The following is a 15469-nucleotide window of genomic DNA, read 5'->3' on the forward strand; positions in this document are numbered from 1 at the left end:
GCCGAAACGAAAAAAACGAAAAAACATTTGAACGGCAAGTTATAAAATTTCGATCCATTCGCTTAACAGGACTCTCAATTTTTTTTAGAAACACCGTGATTTATTTTAAGAAATCTTAAATAAGCGGCATTTTGAGACTGTTAAGCTTCGATGACTTCAAAGACTCCACCACCCAAAAGCTGGCCCCCGTCATAGAATGCACAGACCTGACCCGGGGTCAGCGCCCGCTGGGGACGCTGAAAGTTTACCCTGAGACGATCGCCCTCTGCAACGACCGTGACCCGCTCCGATTTGGCCCGATAGCGTGGCTGCGCATCGAGAACCCCGTGACGAGCACCATTCATCCACGAAAGAGAGCCCACCAGACAGGTTGAAGAATAGAGTCCGCTGCCCTCCTGGTCTTCATAGGCGACCACCAGACGCTTACTTTCCGGCTCTTTCCGCACTACGACGTAGGCCATGCCATCTCGGGGAGAAGCCACCCCATGCCCTTTGCGCTGACCCAAGGTAAACAAGTGCAGCCCACGATGCGTCCCCAGAACCCGTCCTTCCAAATCGACGATCTCACCTGGGTCATCCTTCACATAGTGGGTCAGGAAATCGTTCATCTTGATATTTCCGATAAAACAGATGCCTTGGCTGTCTTTCTTTTCCGCTGTGGGCAATCCAAAGCGTCGCGCTTCGTCGCGAACTTGAGTTTTGAGCAATTCCCCGACCGGAAAGCGCGCTCGCTGAATCTGCTCGGGCTTCATCATGGCTAGAAAGTAGGACTGGTCCTTATTGGGATCCGCTCCGCGCAGAATCACTGCGGAACCATCCGCCAATTCCCTCCGGCGGGCATAGTGCCCAGTTCCCACCGCCTCAAACCCTTGCGAAAGAGCATAGTCGAGAAAGACCCCGAACTTCATCTCGCGATTGCAAAAGACGTCGGGATTGGGGGTGATGCCATCCCGATAACCCGCGAGGAGGTAATCGACGATGCGCTCACGATAGTGATCCACGAGGTCGATGACCCGGAACTCGATCCCCAGATGCTTCGCGACCGCATGCGCATCCTCCACATCCTGTTCCCAGGGGCAATCGCCTGCGATGCCCTCATCATTGATCCAATTCTTCATGTAGCCGCCGACCACCTCGTGGCCTTGCTCCTGAAGTAAGGCTGCCGCCACGGATGAATCCACTCCGCCCGACAAGCCGACCATAATACGCGCCATGGGGGGACTTAACCCGTGATGACGGAAACGAAAATCCCAAATTGCAGCTCCCGTCTTGCCCCGCGTTCCATCCCCTTCTAAAAGCCCTCCCGATGTCGAGTGAAAACAATCGCCGCCGCACTCCGGCTAACACCAAGAAAAGCGCGCAACCCGAGCAAAAGGAGGGCCAGCACTCCCCTTTCGCCGGCTGCTCCATCATCATTGCCGCAGCTCTCATGATGCTCTTTCTGGTGGGCTTCACGATCTATTCGCTCTTCCGGATGGATGATGAGATTTCAAAGTTCACCGAAACCTCCCCAGCTGCCACTCCCGTCCTCGACCCCACTAAATTCGAGAATGAGTTCAACGACCTATCCCGCCGGATGGACGGATTCCGCACTGCAGTCCTCGCCAACGAGGCCGGCGAAGAAGAAGCCCAAGACACGCCCGTAGAGCCTGTCGAACTCCTCCTCAGCACTCGCGACCTGAACCTCTCCATCGCGGCGCAGCCTCAGTTCCTTGATCTGCGCGAGACTTTTCACATCTTGTCCCTCTCCCCCGAAGAGGCTCGCATCCAGATCTCCTATCGCATCAATGGCAAGCCGATTGGCGACACCTCTCCCCGCTATCTCAATGGCATCATCCATGGCAAACCCCGCCTGGAAAGCGGCCAGGTGCTCATTGACATCTCGCATATCGATTCCAACAAGGGCAGCGTCCCCGATGAGTTTGCCGCCCATCTTTCTGACCACCAACTCACCGCTCCCTACCTCAAAGACGAAAAGCTGGGGCCGGTGATGAAAAAGCTCACCTCTCTGCAGCTCATTGACGACGGTATCATTCTTCGCTCCGATCCTGCCGCCGAGCCTCCCGGACAACAGGAGATGACCCGAGAAGAAGTCGAACGAACCAAGAAAATCGCCCTCGTGGCCTTCGGCTCGGTGCTGACGATCGTGAGTTTGCTGCTGGTGGTCTTTCTGCGGTGGAAAAAGAAGTCCTAGCCGGCGACGCGGTCCTACTTCTTCCCCGCTTCCTCCAAAGATTACCCAGACTGTTTTTCCAGCAGCTCCCAGCAATTGCGGAAGCCTCCCGAAAAGTCCTCGGGGCGCACCGCGAGCCAGCGGCGCAATTCCTCCTGCCCCATCCACTCCACGGCGGCGACTTCATTGGCGCGCGTCCGCATTGCGCCGGAGTAGACGGTGACGTAGAGCCGGATGAATTCCCATCCGTTCTCGTCACTGGGTGGAAGCTCGCCCACCGCCTTCAGTGGTAAATCCTCGGCCTCGATCCCCAGTTCCTCGCCCAACTCGCGCCGGGCGCACGCCTCGTAGTCTTCCCCGCTATCGAGGTGACCCGCCGCACTGGAACCCCACTTGCCGGGCTGCTCGTCCTTCAACAGGGATCGCTGCTGTAGCAAAATCTCGCTCTTGCCATTGACCACAAAGACATGGACCGCGCGATGGCGTAGTCCTTTCTCATGAACTTCAGCCCGCGTGGCTTGTCCGGTGACCTCGTTCTGCTCGTCGACGACATCGAAGACCTCGTCGCCACGCTGTGCGGGTTCGCTACTGAACTCGTCATAGCAGCGGGTCAGCTCCACCCATTGCTCCAAGCTCAATTCCTCCGCCCGGGCGGTCTCGGTGCAGCCGATCTTCTCAGCCACTTTGGGCCAGGGAGGCGAGTCCGGCATGGCCTTGCGCACCATCTTCCGTCTTTGCGCGAAACCACGCCGAATCAATTCGTCAAAAAGACGACGGTCATAAACCGGCAATGGCGTCGCCCGTTGGCGACACATCATCACGGTGGAATCAATCAAAGGCCGCGGGTGAAAGCACTCCGGCCCAATCGTTTTGATAGGCGCCGAATCCCACTCGCTCTGCATCCGCAGGGTCAAGACGCCGTAGGCCTTGGTGCGTGGCACGGCGAGGATTCGGTCGATGACCTCCTTCTGCAGCATGATGACCGCGCGCTCCACCGGAGTCGGTCCTTTGAGAAAATTTCGTAAAATCGCGCCGCCTGCCGAGTAGGGCAAGTTGCCCAACAGCTTCACCTTGCCTTCCGCCCACAGCGGACGCAAATCGAAGCGGGCTCCATCCTCGCTATGCACCTCCACCGAGGGTTCGTTGGCAAATTTCTTGGTGAGGTATTCCGCCAGCCGCTGGTCGTATTCCACCAACACCAGCTTGCGCACTTTCCCCACCAAATGCTCGCTCAAGGCTCCCGTGCCCGGCCCGACCTCCACAATGCAATCATCCGGCTGGGGATCAAGTTGCTCGCCAATCCAGCGGGCCACGTTGGCATCATGCAAAAAGTTCTGCCCGAGCTTGCGGGAGGGAATGACGCCGGTGGCATCGAGGGCGACTTTGAGTTCGGGTAAGGTCATGGCGACGAATGTTAGAACTGACCCGCAGGACGAATGTCGCGAATCAGCATCTGGCAGCTGGTTGTGCCACGAAAGAAGTTGCGGTCAATCGTGAACGCAACGTCCCAGGGAGGTTCCGGCAGCTCCCGCTCGCCCCCACCGAAGAACATGGCGTCCTTTTCCGCCCCCCCCTGACGCAGCCAAAGCTTCAGGTGGTTGTTTTTCAAAACGCGCGGAGCCTCCGACAACCAAACATCGCGGGCCACAAAGACCGGCACTGAATTGCCTGAACCAAAGGGCTGCAGGCTTTCATACTGATAGAGAAAATCGAGGTCCAGGGAATCCAGCCCCAGCACGCCATCGATGTGAAGCTTCGGCTCCAAGTCCTCGGACCTGGCATTTTCCAAAACATATTTTCCAAACGACTCGCGAAAAGCCGCCAACTGATCCTCGTGAACACTAATGCCCGCCGCCATGTGGTGTCCGCCTCCGGCGATGAGAACATCCCCCGCATTGCGAATGGCCTCCACGAGAGAAACCCCCTCCACACTGCGACCACTGCCCTTGCCGACCCCCTCGTCGTCAATCGCCACCACAAAGGCCGGTCGATGGTATTTGCGCATCAAGCGGGAAGCCACAATGCCCACCACCCCGGGATGCCAGTTGCGGGAACCCACCACGATGACGGGCTCCTCTTCCACCTTGTGAGTCGCCTCCAGCTGGGCTTCGGCTTCCTCGAGAATCCGCAGCTCCGTCTTCTGGCGCTCGCGGTTGTAGTTATCCAACCGCTCGGCGAGAGCTTTGGCATCGGCCGGACTTTTCGCCAAGAGAGTGCTCAGAGCCTCATCCGGGCGATCCATCCGCCCCGCCGCATTGATACGAGGCCCGAGACGAAAGCCAACATCGCTGCTACTGGCATGACCGTTCAGACCAGTCACATCCATCAGAGCGCGCAAGCCGACATTCATAGTCTTTGGCAAGCGCTTGAGTCCATGACGGACCAACAAACGGTTTTCACCAACCAAAGGAACAATGTCCGAAATGGTCGCCACCGCCACCAGGTCAAGCACGCTGCGAAGGTCGAAGTTTTCCAGCGGACGAGTCTTCAAAAGCCCATGCGCCAACTTGAAGACCACTCCAGCCGCGCAGAGATAGCTGTAGGGCGTGGACTCGAACTTGGGATTGATCAGCGCCACGCAATCCGGACGCCCCGCCTCCCCGCGCTCGTGGTGATCCACCACAATCACGTCAATCCCCTCGGCCCCCAATTGCGAAATGGGACCATGCGAAACGGTGCCGCAATCGACGGTGATAAAGAGATTCGGCCGCGGCCCTTCCCCCATGCAGCGGGCAATGGCCGCCTCGCTCAGACCATAACCCTCCGTGCTGCGAACCGGCACAAAGTGGCGCACCTTGGCCCCGTAGGCCTGCAGCACGGTCTGCATGATGGTGATGGAACTGATGCCATCGACATCGTAATCGCCGTAGACACAAATCTCCTGCCCCTGATCGACGGCCTCAAAAACCCGCTTCACTCCTTTTTCCATTTCAGGAAGGTCGAAGGGGTCGCTCAGGTCCTTCAGTCGGGGCGCCAAAAAGTTTCCCACACAGGCCTCTTCCACGAATCCCCGCTGCCCCAGAAGACGCTGCAGAACCGGATGCAAACCGCCAACCACCTCGCAATCGGGAATTGCTCCGGGGTCGTCCCGGAGAATCCAGCGACGGGTTCTCAAGTTTGCGTTGGCCATGGTGTTTTGCGAAGCTAGGGGGAGGATGGCTTGCACTCAAGGGAACTTCTCTCTTTGGACAAAGAAAGACCCTGAATGGAAAAAATACTCGCTCTCAATGCCCTCTCTTGGTTAGACCGCAACCCGCAACTCATGGTCATTGTTCAAAAATACGGAGGAACTTCCGTCGGGTCCTTCGACCGCATTCGCAACGTCGCCCAACGGGTGAAGGCTCTTCACGACGAAGGACACAGCGTCGCCGTGGTGGTCTCCGCCATGAGCGGGGTCACTGACAAGCTGATTGCCATGGCCCACGAGATGTCCCCCAACCCCTCGGAGCGCGAACTGGACGTCCTCGTCTCCACCGGCGAGCAACAATCCATCGCGCTGCTCGCCATGGCGCTGCAAGAATCCGGGGTCCCCGCTCTTTCCATCACCGGTCGCCAGGCCGGAGTGCGCACCACCGGCTCCCACACCCGCGCCCGCATCGACTCCCTCGACGGAGCGCAAACCCGCGACCTGCTGGAGCAAGGCAACGTTCTCATCGTGGCTGGCTTCCAGGGAGTCAACGCCAACGGCCACATCCAGACCCTCGGTCGCGGAGGCTCCGACCTTTCCGCCATCGCCATTGCCTCTTCGTTGCACGCCGATGTCTGCCAGATTCTCACCGATGTCGACGGAGTCTACACCGCCGATCCCCGGGTCGTCCCCGACGCCCGCAAACTGCCGGAAATCTCCTACGACGAGCTCCTTGAACTGGCCTCCGTCGGCACCAAGGTGATGCAATCCCGCTCGGTCGAATTTGCCAAAAAGTTCGGCGTCAAATTCGAAGTGCGCTCCTCTCTCAACAATAATCCCGGAACTATCGTGACCGAAGAACACCCCAACATGGAATCCGTCGTCATTCGAGGCGTCTCAATCGAACGCTCGCAAGCACGGGTCACCATCACCTCCATTCCCGACCAACCGGGCATGTCGGCCAAGATTCTCAACGCCCTCGCGGCGGGCGAGATCAACATCGACATGATCGTCTCCAACATCGCCTCCGATGGACTGGCGCGCCACTCCTTCACGATGCACACCAGCGACCTCGGACGCGCCCAGGCCGCGCTCCAACCTGTTGTCTCCGAGCTCTCCCCCGATGCCCGGGTCGAGACCGAAGCGGGCATCGGCAAACTCTCGGTCGTCGGCATCGGCATGCGCTCCCACTCCGGAGTCGCCGCCCAAATGTTCCAAGCCCTCGGCGACGAAGGCATCAACATCGGCATGATCTCCACCTCGGAAATCAAGATCTCCGTCACCGTCCCCGAAGCCAAAATCGAAGACGCCGCCCGCGCCGTGCACGCTTCCTTCAATCTGGACAAGGCACCGATGTAGTCTGACGCAAAGCCCTTGCCCTCGCCCCGTGCGAGGACATGCTTGATTCTGACTCAAGGCCTGAGCCTGCGCTTTTAAAACAGCCAAAGTCCATTGATTGTTTTTCTTGAAATAAACAGAGCGAGCCCTTATCCCTCGCGCCCGCGCAATCAAAGCGATTGCCCAACGGTCGGTTAGCTCAGTGGTAGAGCGCCTGCTTCACACGCAGGATGTCACAAGTTCAAATCTTGTACCGACCACCATTTCTTTCTCTACTTCTCGGAGAAACGTCATTCGAAACCTCCCTCGATGTTCTCCCTTCATCTCTACGAAATGTAGAACTACGCCAATCCGTCAGCACCAATTGGAAAAGAGCACCTCATTCCGTCCCCCCACGGGAATGAGACCACACCATTCTCGCCAACCCCTGCGGGAACGAGGCCACATCATTCCGTCAGCCCCAACGGGGCGAAAGAAGATAGCCCGGGGTGCAACCCCGGGATCTAAATGATTACGAAATGTTAGGACGAGGCGGTGATTCGGAAGTTCTTTCACGGTCCCGAAGTCCGTTCCGAAATCATCGCCCGTGCGCCAGCCGAGCGATGGCCCAACACCCTCACGCTCGCGCGAAATCCATCGCCTTCCGAATCGCTTCGGGAGGCGAATGAACGAACTCACCCCACACTCGCTTTGACCTTTCCTCGCTTGAATACCCGGGGCTTCACCCCGGGCTATCTTCTCTCACCCCGTTGGGGTTTTCAGAAATCTGACTTCTCGCAAAACACAACCTGACGACTAGAGTCTCACTCTTTTGAGGACTCTTCGCCGACCTCCCCAGCCCCGAGCTTTCCTCACAACTGCGGAGCCACCCGAACTAACGACCACCCACACTCATCACCATTTCCCTCCTTTTCCTCGAAAATCAAAACCACGCCATCTTGCCAACCCCAACCGAAACGAGCCCCCCATTCCGTCAGCCCCGGCGGGAAAAACCACTCTTTTCCGCCAGCCCCTGCGGAAACGTGACAACATCATTCCGTCAGCCCCAACGGGGCGAAAGAGGATAGCCCGGGGTGCAACCCCGGGATCTAAATGATTGCGAAATGTTAGGACGAGGCGGTGATTCGGAAGTTCTTTCACGGTCCCGAAGTCCGTTCCAAAATCATCGCCCGTGCGCCAGCCGAGCGATCGTCCAATGCCCTCACGCTCACGCGAAATCCATAGCCTTCCGAATCGCTTCGGGAGAGCTCGTGAACGAACTCACCCCACACTCGCCTTGACCTCTCCTCGCTTGAATACCCGGGGCTTCACCCCGGGATCATATCGATAAAGAATTGGTGGACGAGGCGGTGATTCGGAAGTTCTTCCACGGTCCCGAAGTCCGTTCCAAAATCATCGCCCGTGCGCCAGCCGAGCGATGGTCCAACACCCTCACGCTCGCGCGAAATCCATAGCCTTCCGAATCGCTTCGAGAGGGCGCTTGAACGAACTCACCCCACACTCGCTTTGACCTTTCTAACAACCCTCTACCCGGGGTTGCACCCCGGGCTATCCTCTTTCACCCCGTTGGAGTTTTCAGAAACTCTGGTAATCCAATCCCAAGCGCTGGATGGCGGATTGGGCGAGTTCGCGGTAGCGGTCGGCTTTGGAAGGGTCCTTAAGGTCTTCGTTGAAGTTGGGAATCATCTCCTCGATCTTGCGCCTCCCTTCCTCACTTTCGAGCATCTCGGGAAGACATTTCTTAATCACCTCCAGCACAATATGAACGGAAACCGACGCACCAGGCGATGCACCTAAAAGAGCGGAAATGCTTCGATCATCGGAAGTGATGACTTCGGTGCCGTAGTGCACGATCCCAGCCTCACCGTCTTCCTTTTTGATGGCCTGAACCCGAATCCCCGCATCAATGAGTTTCCAATCCTCCGCTTTAGCTCCGGGATAGAAGACGTGGAGCACGTCCAATCGATCCTGCATTGATTGAGTCCCTTGCTGAACAAGGTATTTCACCAAAGGCAGGTTGCTCACCCCGACCTTGAGCAAGGTAGCCAAGTTGTGCGGCTTGACCGTCGAGGGCAGGTCGAGAAACGAACCTTTGCCATGCAAAAACTTCGTCGTCCACGAGGCGAAGGGGCCGAACAGCAAGGACTTCTCGCCATCTAAAATACGGGTATCCAGATGCGGCACTGCCATCGTCGGCGCGGCCTCCAAGGCTTGCCCGTAGACCTTGGCCTGATGCTTGGCGATGACCTCGGGGTTCTTGCAAATGAGCCATTGCCCACCGATGGGAAAACCACCCAAACCCTGCGCCTGGGGAATTCCGGCCTTTTGCAAAAGCTGAAGACTTCCCCCACCGGCGCCCACGAAGACGAATTTAGCGGAAGTGACCGTGAGCTCTTCGGTAGCGAGATTTTCCACCAGCACATCCCAGCCCCTCTCCGTTTTCTCCAGACCCACTACTTTGTGACCTGTGAGGGCACTGCAGTTCTCCTGCTCGCTCAGCCATTCAACGAGGCTCAAGGCAATCGCGCCAAAGTTCACATCAGTCCCCTCCTCCATGCGGGTCGCGGCGATGGGAACGTCGGGATCACGCTCATCTAACAGCAACGGAGCCCACGAACCGATTTCGCCCCGATCGGTGCTGTAAGTCATGCTCTCGAAGAAGTGATGATTCGCCATCCCCTTGTGCCGTTGGCGTAAAAACTCCACCTGCTGGTCGCCGTGGACGAAAGACATGTGAGCCACCGGATTGATGCAATCACGCGGATTGGCGATCATGCCCTTTTCCACCGCATAAGCCCAGAACTGGCGGGAAAACTCAAACTGCTCGAAAATCTTGATCGCGTTCGAGACATCAACCGAACCGTCCTTTGCCTGGTCCGGGGTATAGCTCAACTCACAGATCCCCGCGTGCCCGGTCCCCGCATTGTTCCAACCATTGGACGCCTCCTTGGCGAACTCGTCAGTGACCTCGAGGAGTTGAATGGAGAGTTTGGGGTCCAGGGACTTGAGCAAAGCGCCAAGGTTGGCCGACATAATGCCGGAACCGATGAGGACAACATCGGTTTGAGACAGCTGTTTGGATGACATGAACAAATGGTTGATTAGGCAGGTCCAGCATGCTTGCGAGACCCGTAGGGTCCGCGTCCATATACCAAGGGCAAAGCGCTCGCAAGGCCTCCACCACAATCCCACGAAATACTTCTTTCGCTTCTTCCTCCGCGAGCAGTCCTTCGCTCGCCCCCTCTCAATTTACCTTGCCCCCCGACAGCCTTTTCCCAAGCATGAACTCAAGCTCATGAAGAAGATTTTACTCCTTGCTGCGGCCCTTTTAGGCATCGCTGGATATCTATACTTTCACTTCTCGACCCCTCGAGTCTTGGAGAGACGCTTGGACTCCCTTCTCGACACCATGAGCTTCGGCGTAGTGACGCTGAAAGATATGGAGAAAGAAGGAGACGACTTCGCCTCGCATTTTGCCCCCGAGATTGTCTTTTCAGGCTCAGGAAACGAAATCGTTGCCGGCTCAGCCACCCCGGACAGCATGAAAGATCTTTACCTCATGCGATTCCGGGTAGCCTCAAAAAGCGCGAACGCAACCACCAAGGGAGATGTATCCATTACCGTTCTCTCGGCCGATCGTGCGGAAATGAAGGCAACGATCGACGTTAACATCATCCTACGGGACAACACGTCCTACCCCCAAGTCATGCCCGTTCATCTCGTTTGGGAAAAGATAAACGGAAAGTGGGTCATAGCCGAAGTCCAACTTCTGGAGCCCACTGACGGAGGAATCAACGCCTAAGTTAGAGGATTCAAAGCGCTTCACCGCTGCCCCTCAGCGAGGAAAGAAGCCTTCGCGCAACTGTTACCCGAAGGCTCGACTGACTTTTTGGCATAAAAACTGCTTTATTTCTGGTGTAGTCGAAAATTTCAGCTATTGATCAACCACGTCATGGCTGGTCCAGCACTCTCCCAGAACCTCTCCCAATCCCAAACGCTCGCACCTCAGATGCGGCAGAGCTTGGAGATTTTGCAGGCTAACACTCTGGAGCTTTCGCAACTTCTACGCCAACAGATTGAGATTAATCCAACTCTGGAAGACATCACCGAGAGCGACTCAATCGAGGACCTTGATTTCGACGAGCCCGATGAGGATGATTTCGACGATCACTTCGATAGCTACGACGATGATCTCCGAGACCTTGCCATCATGGAAAACCGGAATCTGGGGAGTAATCCGGATTCCGAGGAGCGCCGCGAATTTCTCTACAACTCCCTCGTTGCCCCAGAAAGCTTGGCCAGCCACTTGCTCAATCAGATTGAAGAGTCCGCATTAGCCGAGGATTTGCGTCTCGCCTGCATGGCGCTCGTGGGCAATCTCGATGAGCGCGGATTCTTTGCCGAGCCTCCCGAAGAGCTGGCCGCCCGGCTGGAAATTCCCGGGGAGATGATGGAGGATGCCCTCGCTCTTTTGCACACTCTGGACCCGCCCGGCATTGCAGCTCGCAATCTGCAGGACTCCCTTCTTCTTCAACTCGAACGTCTCGGTCTGGCCGATTCACTGGAACACCGAATTATTTCCACACACCTCGATAACTTGGCCCGCAAGCAATACCCGCAAATCGCCCGCGCCATGAAGGTAACGGTCGACAACGTGGCCCGCGCGGCAGAGCACATCGCTGCCTTGGACCCTTCACCTGGAGCCATCTTTGACGGGACCCGGAACCCCGTCATCTCCGCCGACGTCCGCATCATTCGCGATGAAGTAGGGCAATGGGTCGCTCAGTCCACCAACGAGAATCTCCCCCGGCTCCGGATAGCCGACAGCTACAAGGACATGCTGTCCTCCACGCCCGACAAAAAGGTTCGCTCCTACCTTCGGGATCAGATCCGCGATGGGCGCGTTCTCATCCGGGCCCTGGACCAAAGACAGGACACCATCATTGCCATCACGACAGAGATCATCCGCCATCAGCCCGACTTCCTCGAAAAAGGCTCGCGCCACCTTCGTCCGCTAACCATGAACGATGTCGCGGACACCATCGGCGTCCACCCCACAACCGTATCCCGCGCTGTAGCAGGAAAATATGTCGAAACGCCACAAGGCATTATCGAGATGCGGAAGTTCTTTGCCACTGGATACCAGACCTCGGGAGGAGGCGACGTCTCCAATGCCGGGGTCCGCCAGACGATTCAGGACATCATCAGCAACGAGAACCCGCAGAAGCCCATGTCGGATTCTGCGATCGAGAAAGCACTGAACGCACAGGGCATCAAGGTCGCCAGACGAACAGTGGCCAAATACCGGGAGCAGCTCAACATCCTCCCCTCTCACCTACGCAAGACCTACTAGGCACGAGCCTTAGCGACGACGGCGCGACAACATGGCCAGACCGCTCAAAGACACGAGCAACATCGAGCTCGGCTCGGGGACGGCTTGGGCCGCAGCGATGGTAGGATTGGTCACGCTGTTGGCGATACTACTTTGGATCGCCGCCGAAACCGCGGGAGACGGATTCACGAAAGGAATGCTCCCGACTACCGCAACCTCTCCATTAACCCCTCCGCTGACCACATTGGACTCGTAGTAAGATTCAATCGCCGCCTGCCGCCCCGCAGCATTGTAGACTACGGAATTGATGACATCGACTCCACTGGAAAGAGCTGTATCCCGCGCAGCCTGAACTTCGCTGGGTCCATCGCTGAAAAGAAAAAAACCGCCATCTTCAATCACTGTCATTTGGCTCAGGGTTCCCTCGAAGGTGGAGCTGGCAATCGAAGCCGCTCCGGAGCTAATGGCATCCACATAGCTAATCCCTCCGAAAGAAAACGGAGCGGAAACATTTCTCACCGCATTCGCAAAGGTCTGGAGATCGCTCGAACTCGACATCTCCATCCATGGAATCGCAGTGGATGTCCCATTGGCGTTGAAAATCAAGACCGAGGACGCGATTTTCCCGTAAGGACCGGACGCAACGCTGTCGATGAAGCCCTGTTGCTCGAAGGCTTGCGCCACCCCCTCCATCATCAGGTCGAAACTGTTTTGCGAGAAAGTTTGCCCATCCACCAAGATCAGAATCTCCGAGTCCACCGGTGCCGCCATCGCGGTAACCGACAGCGCAAGCACAGAGAACGCCGAGGCGAGAGTTTTGGAGGCTGAACAACCTGCAGAAAGTTTCGTCTTCATGATTTTTAAGAAAATTAAACAATCATGACACGTTTATCAACCTGTTTTGCAACAGAATGCAAAAACCAAGCCCTTTCGAATCCCATCACCTTCGGATTCCCAAAAAATTCTTCGCCCAAACGAACTGAACACGAGGAAGTTCAGTCCTCCAAAAACCTCATTTCAAAGGTCCCTTTTCACCCAGTAAACTTCGATCCTTTGAAAGCAAATCGACCAGAATCTTCAGATCCAGGTCCTGAGACTCGGATCTCTTGGTGTAGCCTGTCGAGGAGTTCGACACGATGCCTTCCAATCCCCCTTGATCTGTTTCGCGCAAGGGAACATCCAGTCCCCGAATCAAATCCGGCAGCGATTTGCGCTGTCCTATAGACTTGATGACCTGAAATGAGCCTGCCTCCAGAAAGTAGTCGATCACTTCCGGAGCATTCTGCACCCCACCATTCCAAACCCACCGAATCCGGTCGATGCTTTCGCCATTGGAGTGATAGAAATAATAGTGAGTGCTACTGCCATCCTCATAGTCGGTGGCCATGTGGGTCCACTCCAGCAAGCTGTAGCCAGGCAACGCAAACCACTGACCACAGAGGTAGGAATACTCGGTCAGGGTAGAACGATTTTGCACTCCATTCCATAGCTGCCGTAGTAACGAGAGCGAAGCCGCGTTCCAGGGAAAGGCTGGTGTCGACCCGGCTCCCTCGCTCTCAAGCTTGCTTCGGTCCTTTGCCCAGATCCCAGCGACCTCATTGCCAGTGTCGAAGTAGTATGGTTCCGTAAAATCTTCTAGGCCCTGCTTCTTGGGTTCGCCTTGCAAACCCAATGTCAAACCTCCCCAAGCCAATGCGACGACTAAAGATCTCACATGGGGCAAGTTACAAAAAACACGCTGGAAAGCTAGCAAAAGAAAGAACGGTCCTAGCCAGATAATCCAGAACGGTCGCTCTAGCCTTCAATCTTACCGTCCGTGACAATCAAAGTGCGGTCTCCGGTCTTAGCGAGGTCACGATCATGAGTGACAATGACCAATGTGGCTCCGATTCGATCGGATAGGTCGAAGAGATGCCGCATGACTTCAGCTCCGTTTCGTGAGTCCAAATTTCCAGTGGGTTCGTCGGCAAAAATGATCTTGGGCTCATTGGAAAGAGCGCGCGCAATCGCAACCCGCTGCTGCTCTCCCCCACTCAACTCGGCGGGCAGGTGGTCCAAGCGCTCACCCAGACCGACCAGAGTCAACAATTCGGTGGCGCGTTCCCTCGTCTCCTTACCGCCGATGAGGGAAGGAATCATCACATTCTCCAACGCACTGAGCTCCGGAAGGAGGAAAAAGCTCTGAAAAATGTAGCCTAGCGTCTGATTCCGAAAATTCGCCTGCTGCTTGGGAGGCAAACGATAGATATCCTTTCCCTCGATAGTCACCTTGCCCTGCTCGGGTCGCTCCAACCCAGCGAGGGTGTACATCAGAGTCGTCTTTCCCGCCCCGGATGGACCGCAGAGAAAAACCTTTTCCCCTGCTTCCACCTCCAGATTGACTCCACGGAGAACCTCCAGCTTCTTTTTACCCAAAAGGTAGCTGCGATGGAGTTCGTTGGCTTCGATGAGAGACATGGCAAATAGAGACTAAGAAGGTTCCGGGCCCCAAACCTTTGGAGCACCCTGCAATTTAAGCAACAGCGTCGCTAGGCGAGCTCTTCGCCTTGCCAAACGCCGAAGTGACGGAACTTTTGGTAGCGCTCATCGCGGAGCTCTTCGCTGGACTTCTTGGCCAAGTCATCCAATTGCGTGAGCAACGCCTCCCGCAAGCTCTGGGCCGTCGCCACATGGTCGTGATGAGCTCCGCCCTCGGGCTCGGCAATCACGCCATCAATCAGTCCAAGCTCTTTCAAGTCCGGCGCAGCCAACTTCATCGCCTCCGCGGCCTCTGGGGCGTGCTTGCGATGCTTCCAAAGAATAGCCGCACATCCTTCCGGACTAATAACGGAGTAGTAAGAGTTCTCCATCATCAAAACCCGATTGGCGACGCCAATCCCCAAGGCACCTCCGGATCCACCTTCGCCCAATACGATTGCAATGACGGGCACCTTGAGGGCCATCATGTCTCGCAGGTTGGCCGCGATGGCCTCCGCAATATTCCGCTCCTCGGCGCCGATCCCGGGAAATGCTCCGGGGGTGTCGATCATCGCCACGATGGGCAGGTTGAACCGCTCAGCGAGACGCATCAAACGCATGGCCTTGCGATACCCCTCGGGATGGGCGCTTCCGAAATTATGCTCCAAATTCTCCTTGGTGTTACGGCCCTTCTGATGACCTACGACCACGCATCGATGGTCGCCGATTCGAGCCAAGCCTGCCGGCATCGCCCGATCATCCCCCACCAGTCGGTCGCCATGCAATTCACAGAACTCGTCAAATGACTTGCTGAGATAATCCAGAAAAAACGGCCTGTTGGTGTGTCGCGCGATTTGGACACGTTGCCATGGCGTGAGGTTTTCGTAAATCTGCTTCCGCGTCCCCTCCAACTTCCCCTGCAGGGCGTTCATCTCATCACCAAGGTCGAGGTTTTGCTCCTCGGCCTTCCGTCGTAGACCTTGGAGCTCCTCTTCGAGCTCCGCGATCGGCTTTTCAAATTCCAGTGGCTTTTCCATCCCCA

Annotated in this window: 12 protein-coding genes and 1 tRNA gene; 5 read left to right on the forward strand and 8 right to left on the reverse strand. The window is 56.6% G+C overall.

The features are described from left to right. Nucleotides 1–140 precede the first annotated feature (140 nt). Entirely contained in the window at nt 141–1214 is a 1074-nt protein-coding gene (mnmA, locus tag IE099_RS18005; RefSeq protein ID WP_189573183.1) for a tRNA 2-thiouridine(34) synthase MnmA, read from the reverse strand. Nucleotides 1215–1306: 92 nt separating this feature from the next. Here mnmA and IE099_RS18010 point away from each other — a divergent pair, with 92 nt between their 5' ends. Next, entirely contained in the window at nt 1307–2194 is an 888-nt protein-coding gene (locus tag IE099_RS18010) for a hypothetical protein (RefSeq protein WP_189573185.1), read from the forward strand. Between the two features lie 41 nt (nt 2195–2235). On the opposite strand, the gene rsmA is transcribed toward IE099_RS18010, so the two are convergent. Both rsmA and recJ read right to left on the reverse strand, forming a co-directional pair. Then, nucleotides 2236–3576, reverse strand: coding sequence for a 16S rRNA (adenine(1518)-N(6)/adenine(1519)-N(6))-dimethyltransferase RsmA (gene rsmA, locus IE099_RS18015; protein WP_189573188.1), 1341 nt, complete (start codon nt 3574–3576; stop codon nt 2236–2238). Nucleotides 3577–3587: 11 nt separating this feature from the next. Beyond that, nucleotides 3588–5303, reverse strand: coding sequence for a single-stranded-DNA-specific exonuclease RecJ (recJ, locus tag IE099_RS18020; protein WP_189573191.1), 1716 nt, complete (start codon nt 5301–5303; stop codon nt 3588–3590). Nucleotides 5304–5378: 75 nt separating this feature from the next. Here recJ and IE099_RS18025 point away from each other — a divergent pair, with 75 nt between their 5' ends. Next, complete coding sequence (locus IE099_RS18025; RefSeq protein ID WP_189573194.1) at nt 5379–6659, forward strand: aspartate kinase; 1281 nt, start codon at nt 5379–5381, stop codon at nt 6657–6659. A 167-nt stretch (nt 6660–6826) separates the two neighbouring features. Next, nucleotides 6827–6901, forward strand: a tRNA-Val gene (locus IE099_RS18030). A gap of 1312 nt (nt 6902–8213) precedes the next feature. Here IE099_RS18030 and mqo read toward each other — a convergent pair. Continuing rightward, nucleotides 8214–9725: a malate dehydrogenase (quinone) gene (mqo, locus tag IE099_RS18035; protein WP_189573197.1), complete on the reverse strand. Its 1512-nt coding sequence runs from the start codon at nt 9723–9725 to the stop codon at nt 8214–8216. A gap of 208 nt (nt 9726–9933) precedes the next feature. Here mqo and IE099_RS18040 point away from each other — a divergent pair, with 208 nt between their 5' ends. Together IE099_RS18040 and rpoN are read left to right on the forward strand one after the other, a co-directional pair. Further along, nucleotides 9934–10440, forward strand: coding sequence for a hypothetical protein (locus IE099_RS18040; RefSeq protein ID WP_189573199.1), 507 nt, complete (start codon nt 9934–9936; stop codon nt 10438–10440). A gap of 150 nt (nt 10441–10590) precedes the next feature. Continuing rightward, nucleotides 10591–11991: an RNA polymerase factor sigma-54 gene (rpoN, locus tag IE099_RS18045; protein ID WP_189573202.1), complete on the forward strand. Its 1401-nt coding sequence runs from the start codon at nt 10591–10593 to the stop codon at nt 11989–11991. Between the two features lie 9 nt (nt 11992–12000). Here rpoN and IE099_RS18050 read toward each other — a convergent pair whose 3' ends face one another. The 4 genes from IE099_RS18050 to IE099_RS18065 all read right to left on the reverse strand — a co-directional run bounded on the left by IE099_RS18050 (nt 12001) and on the right by IE099_RS18065 (nt 15464). Next, nucleotides 12001–12825: a DUF1194 domain-containing protein gene (locus tag IE099_RS18050; RefSeq protein ID WP_189573205.1), complete on the reverse strand. Its 825-nt coding sequence runs from the start codon at nt 12823–12825 to the stop codon at nt 12001–12003. A gap of 157 nt (nt 12826–12982) precedes the next feature. Then, nucleotides 12983–13684: a hypothetical protein gene (locus IE099_RS18055; RefSeq protein ID WP_189573208.1), complete on the reverse strand. Its 702-nt coding sequence runs from the start codon at nt 13682–13684 to the stop codon at nt 12983–12985. 80 nt (nt 13685–13764) lie between these two features. Next, nucleotides 13765–14427 carry an ABC transporter ATP-binding protein gene (locus tag IE099_RS18060; RefSeq protein WP_189573211.1) on the reverse strand — a complete coding sequence of 221 codons (663 nt, stop codon included), beginning with the start codon at nt 14425–14427 and terminating at the stop codon, nt 13765–13767. A gap of 71 nt (nt 14428–14498) precedes the next feature. Beyond that, complete coding sequence (locus tag IE099_RS18065; RefSeq protein ID WP_189573215.1) at nt 14499–15464, reverse strand: acetyl-CoA carboxylase carboxyltransferase subunit alpha; 966 nt, start codon at nt 15462–15464, stop codon at nt 14499–14501. Nucleotides 15465–15469: the final 5 nt, after the last annotated feature.

Origin of the sequence: Roseibacillus persicicus (assembly GCF_014651675.1) — a bacterium.
Classification (GTDB): domain Bacteria; phylum Verrucomicrobiota; class Verrucomicrobiia; order Verrucomicrobiales; family Akkermansiaceae; genus Roseibacillus; species Roseibacillus persicicus.

Bases quoted from the DNA above. Each gene is read 5' to 3' on its own strand.
- IE099_RS18050 (WP_189573205.1), bottom strand. From the start codon at position 12,825: ATGAAGACGAAACTTTCTGCAGGTTGTTCAGCCTCCAAAACTCTCGCC.
- rsmA (WP_189573188.1), bottom strand. From the start codon at position 3,576: ATGACCTTACCCGAACTCAAAGTCGCCCTCGATGCCACCGGCGTCATT.
- IE099_RS18010 (WP_189573185.1), top strand. From the start codon at position 1,307: ATGTCGAGTGAAAACAATCGCCGCCGCACTCCGGCTAACACCAAGAAA.
- IE099_RS18025 (WP_189573194.1), top strand. From the start codon at position 5,379: ATGGAAAAAATACTCGCTCTCAATGCCCTCTCTTGGTTAGACCGCAAC.
- IE099_RS18060 (WP_189573211.1), bottom strand. From the start codon at position 14,427: ATGTCTCTCATCGAAGCCAACGAACTCCATCGCAGCTACCTTTTGGGT.
- IE099_RS18040 (WP_189573199.1), top strand. From the start codon at position 9,934: ATGAAGAAGATTTTACTCCTTGCTGCGGCCCTTTTAGGCATCGCTGGA.
- recJ (WP_189573191.1), bottom strand. From the start codon at position 5,303: ATGGCCAACGCAAACTTGAGAACCCGTCGCTGGATTCTCCGGGACGAC.
- mnmA (WP_189573183.1), bottom strand. From the start codon at position 1,214: ATGGCGCGTATTATGGTCGGCTTGTCGGGCGGAGTGGATTCATCCGTG.
- mqo (WP_189573197.1), bottom strand. From the start codon at position 9,725: ATGTCATCCAAACAGCTGTCTCAAACCGATGTTGTCCTCATCGGTTCC.
- rpoN (WP_189573202.1), top strand. From the start codon at position 10,591: ATGGCTGGTCCAGCACTCTCCCAGAACCTCTCCCAATCCCAAACGCTC.
- IE099_RS18065 (WP_189573215.1), bottom strand. From the start codon at position 15,464: ATGGAAAAGCCACTGGAATTTGAAAAGCCGATCGCGGAGCTCGAAGAG.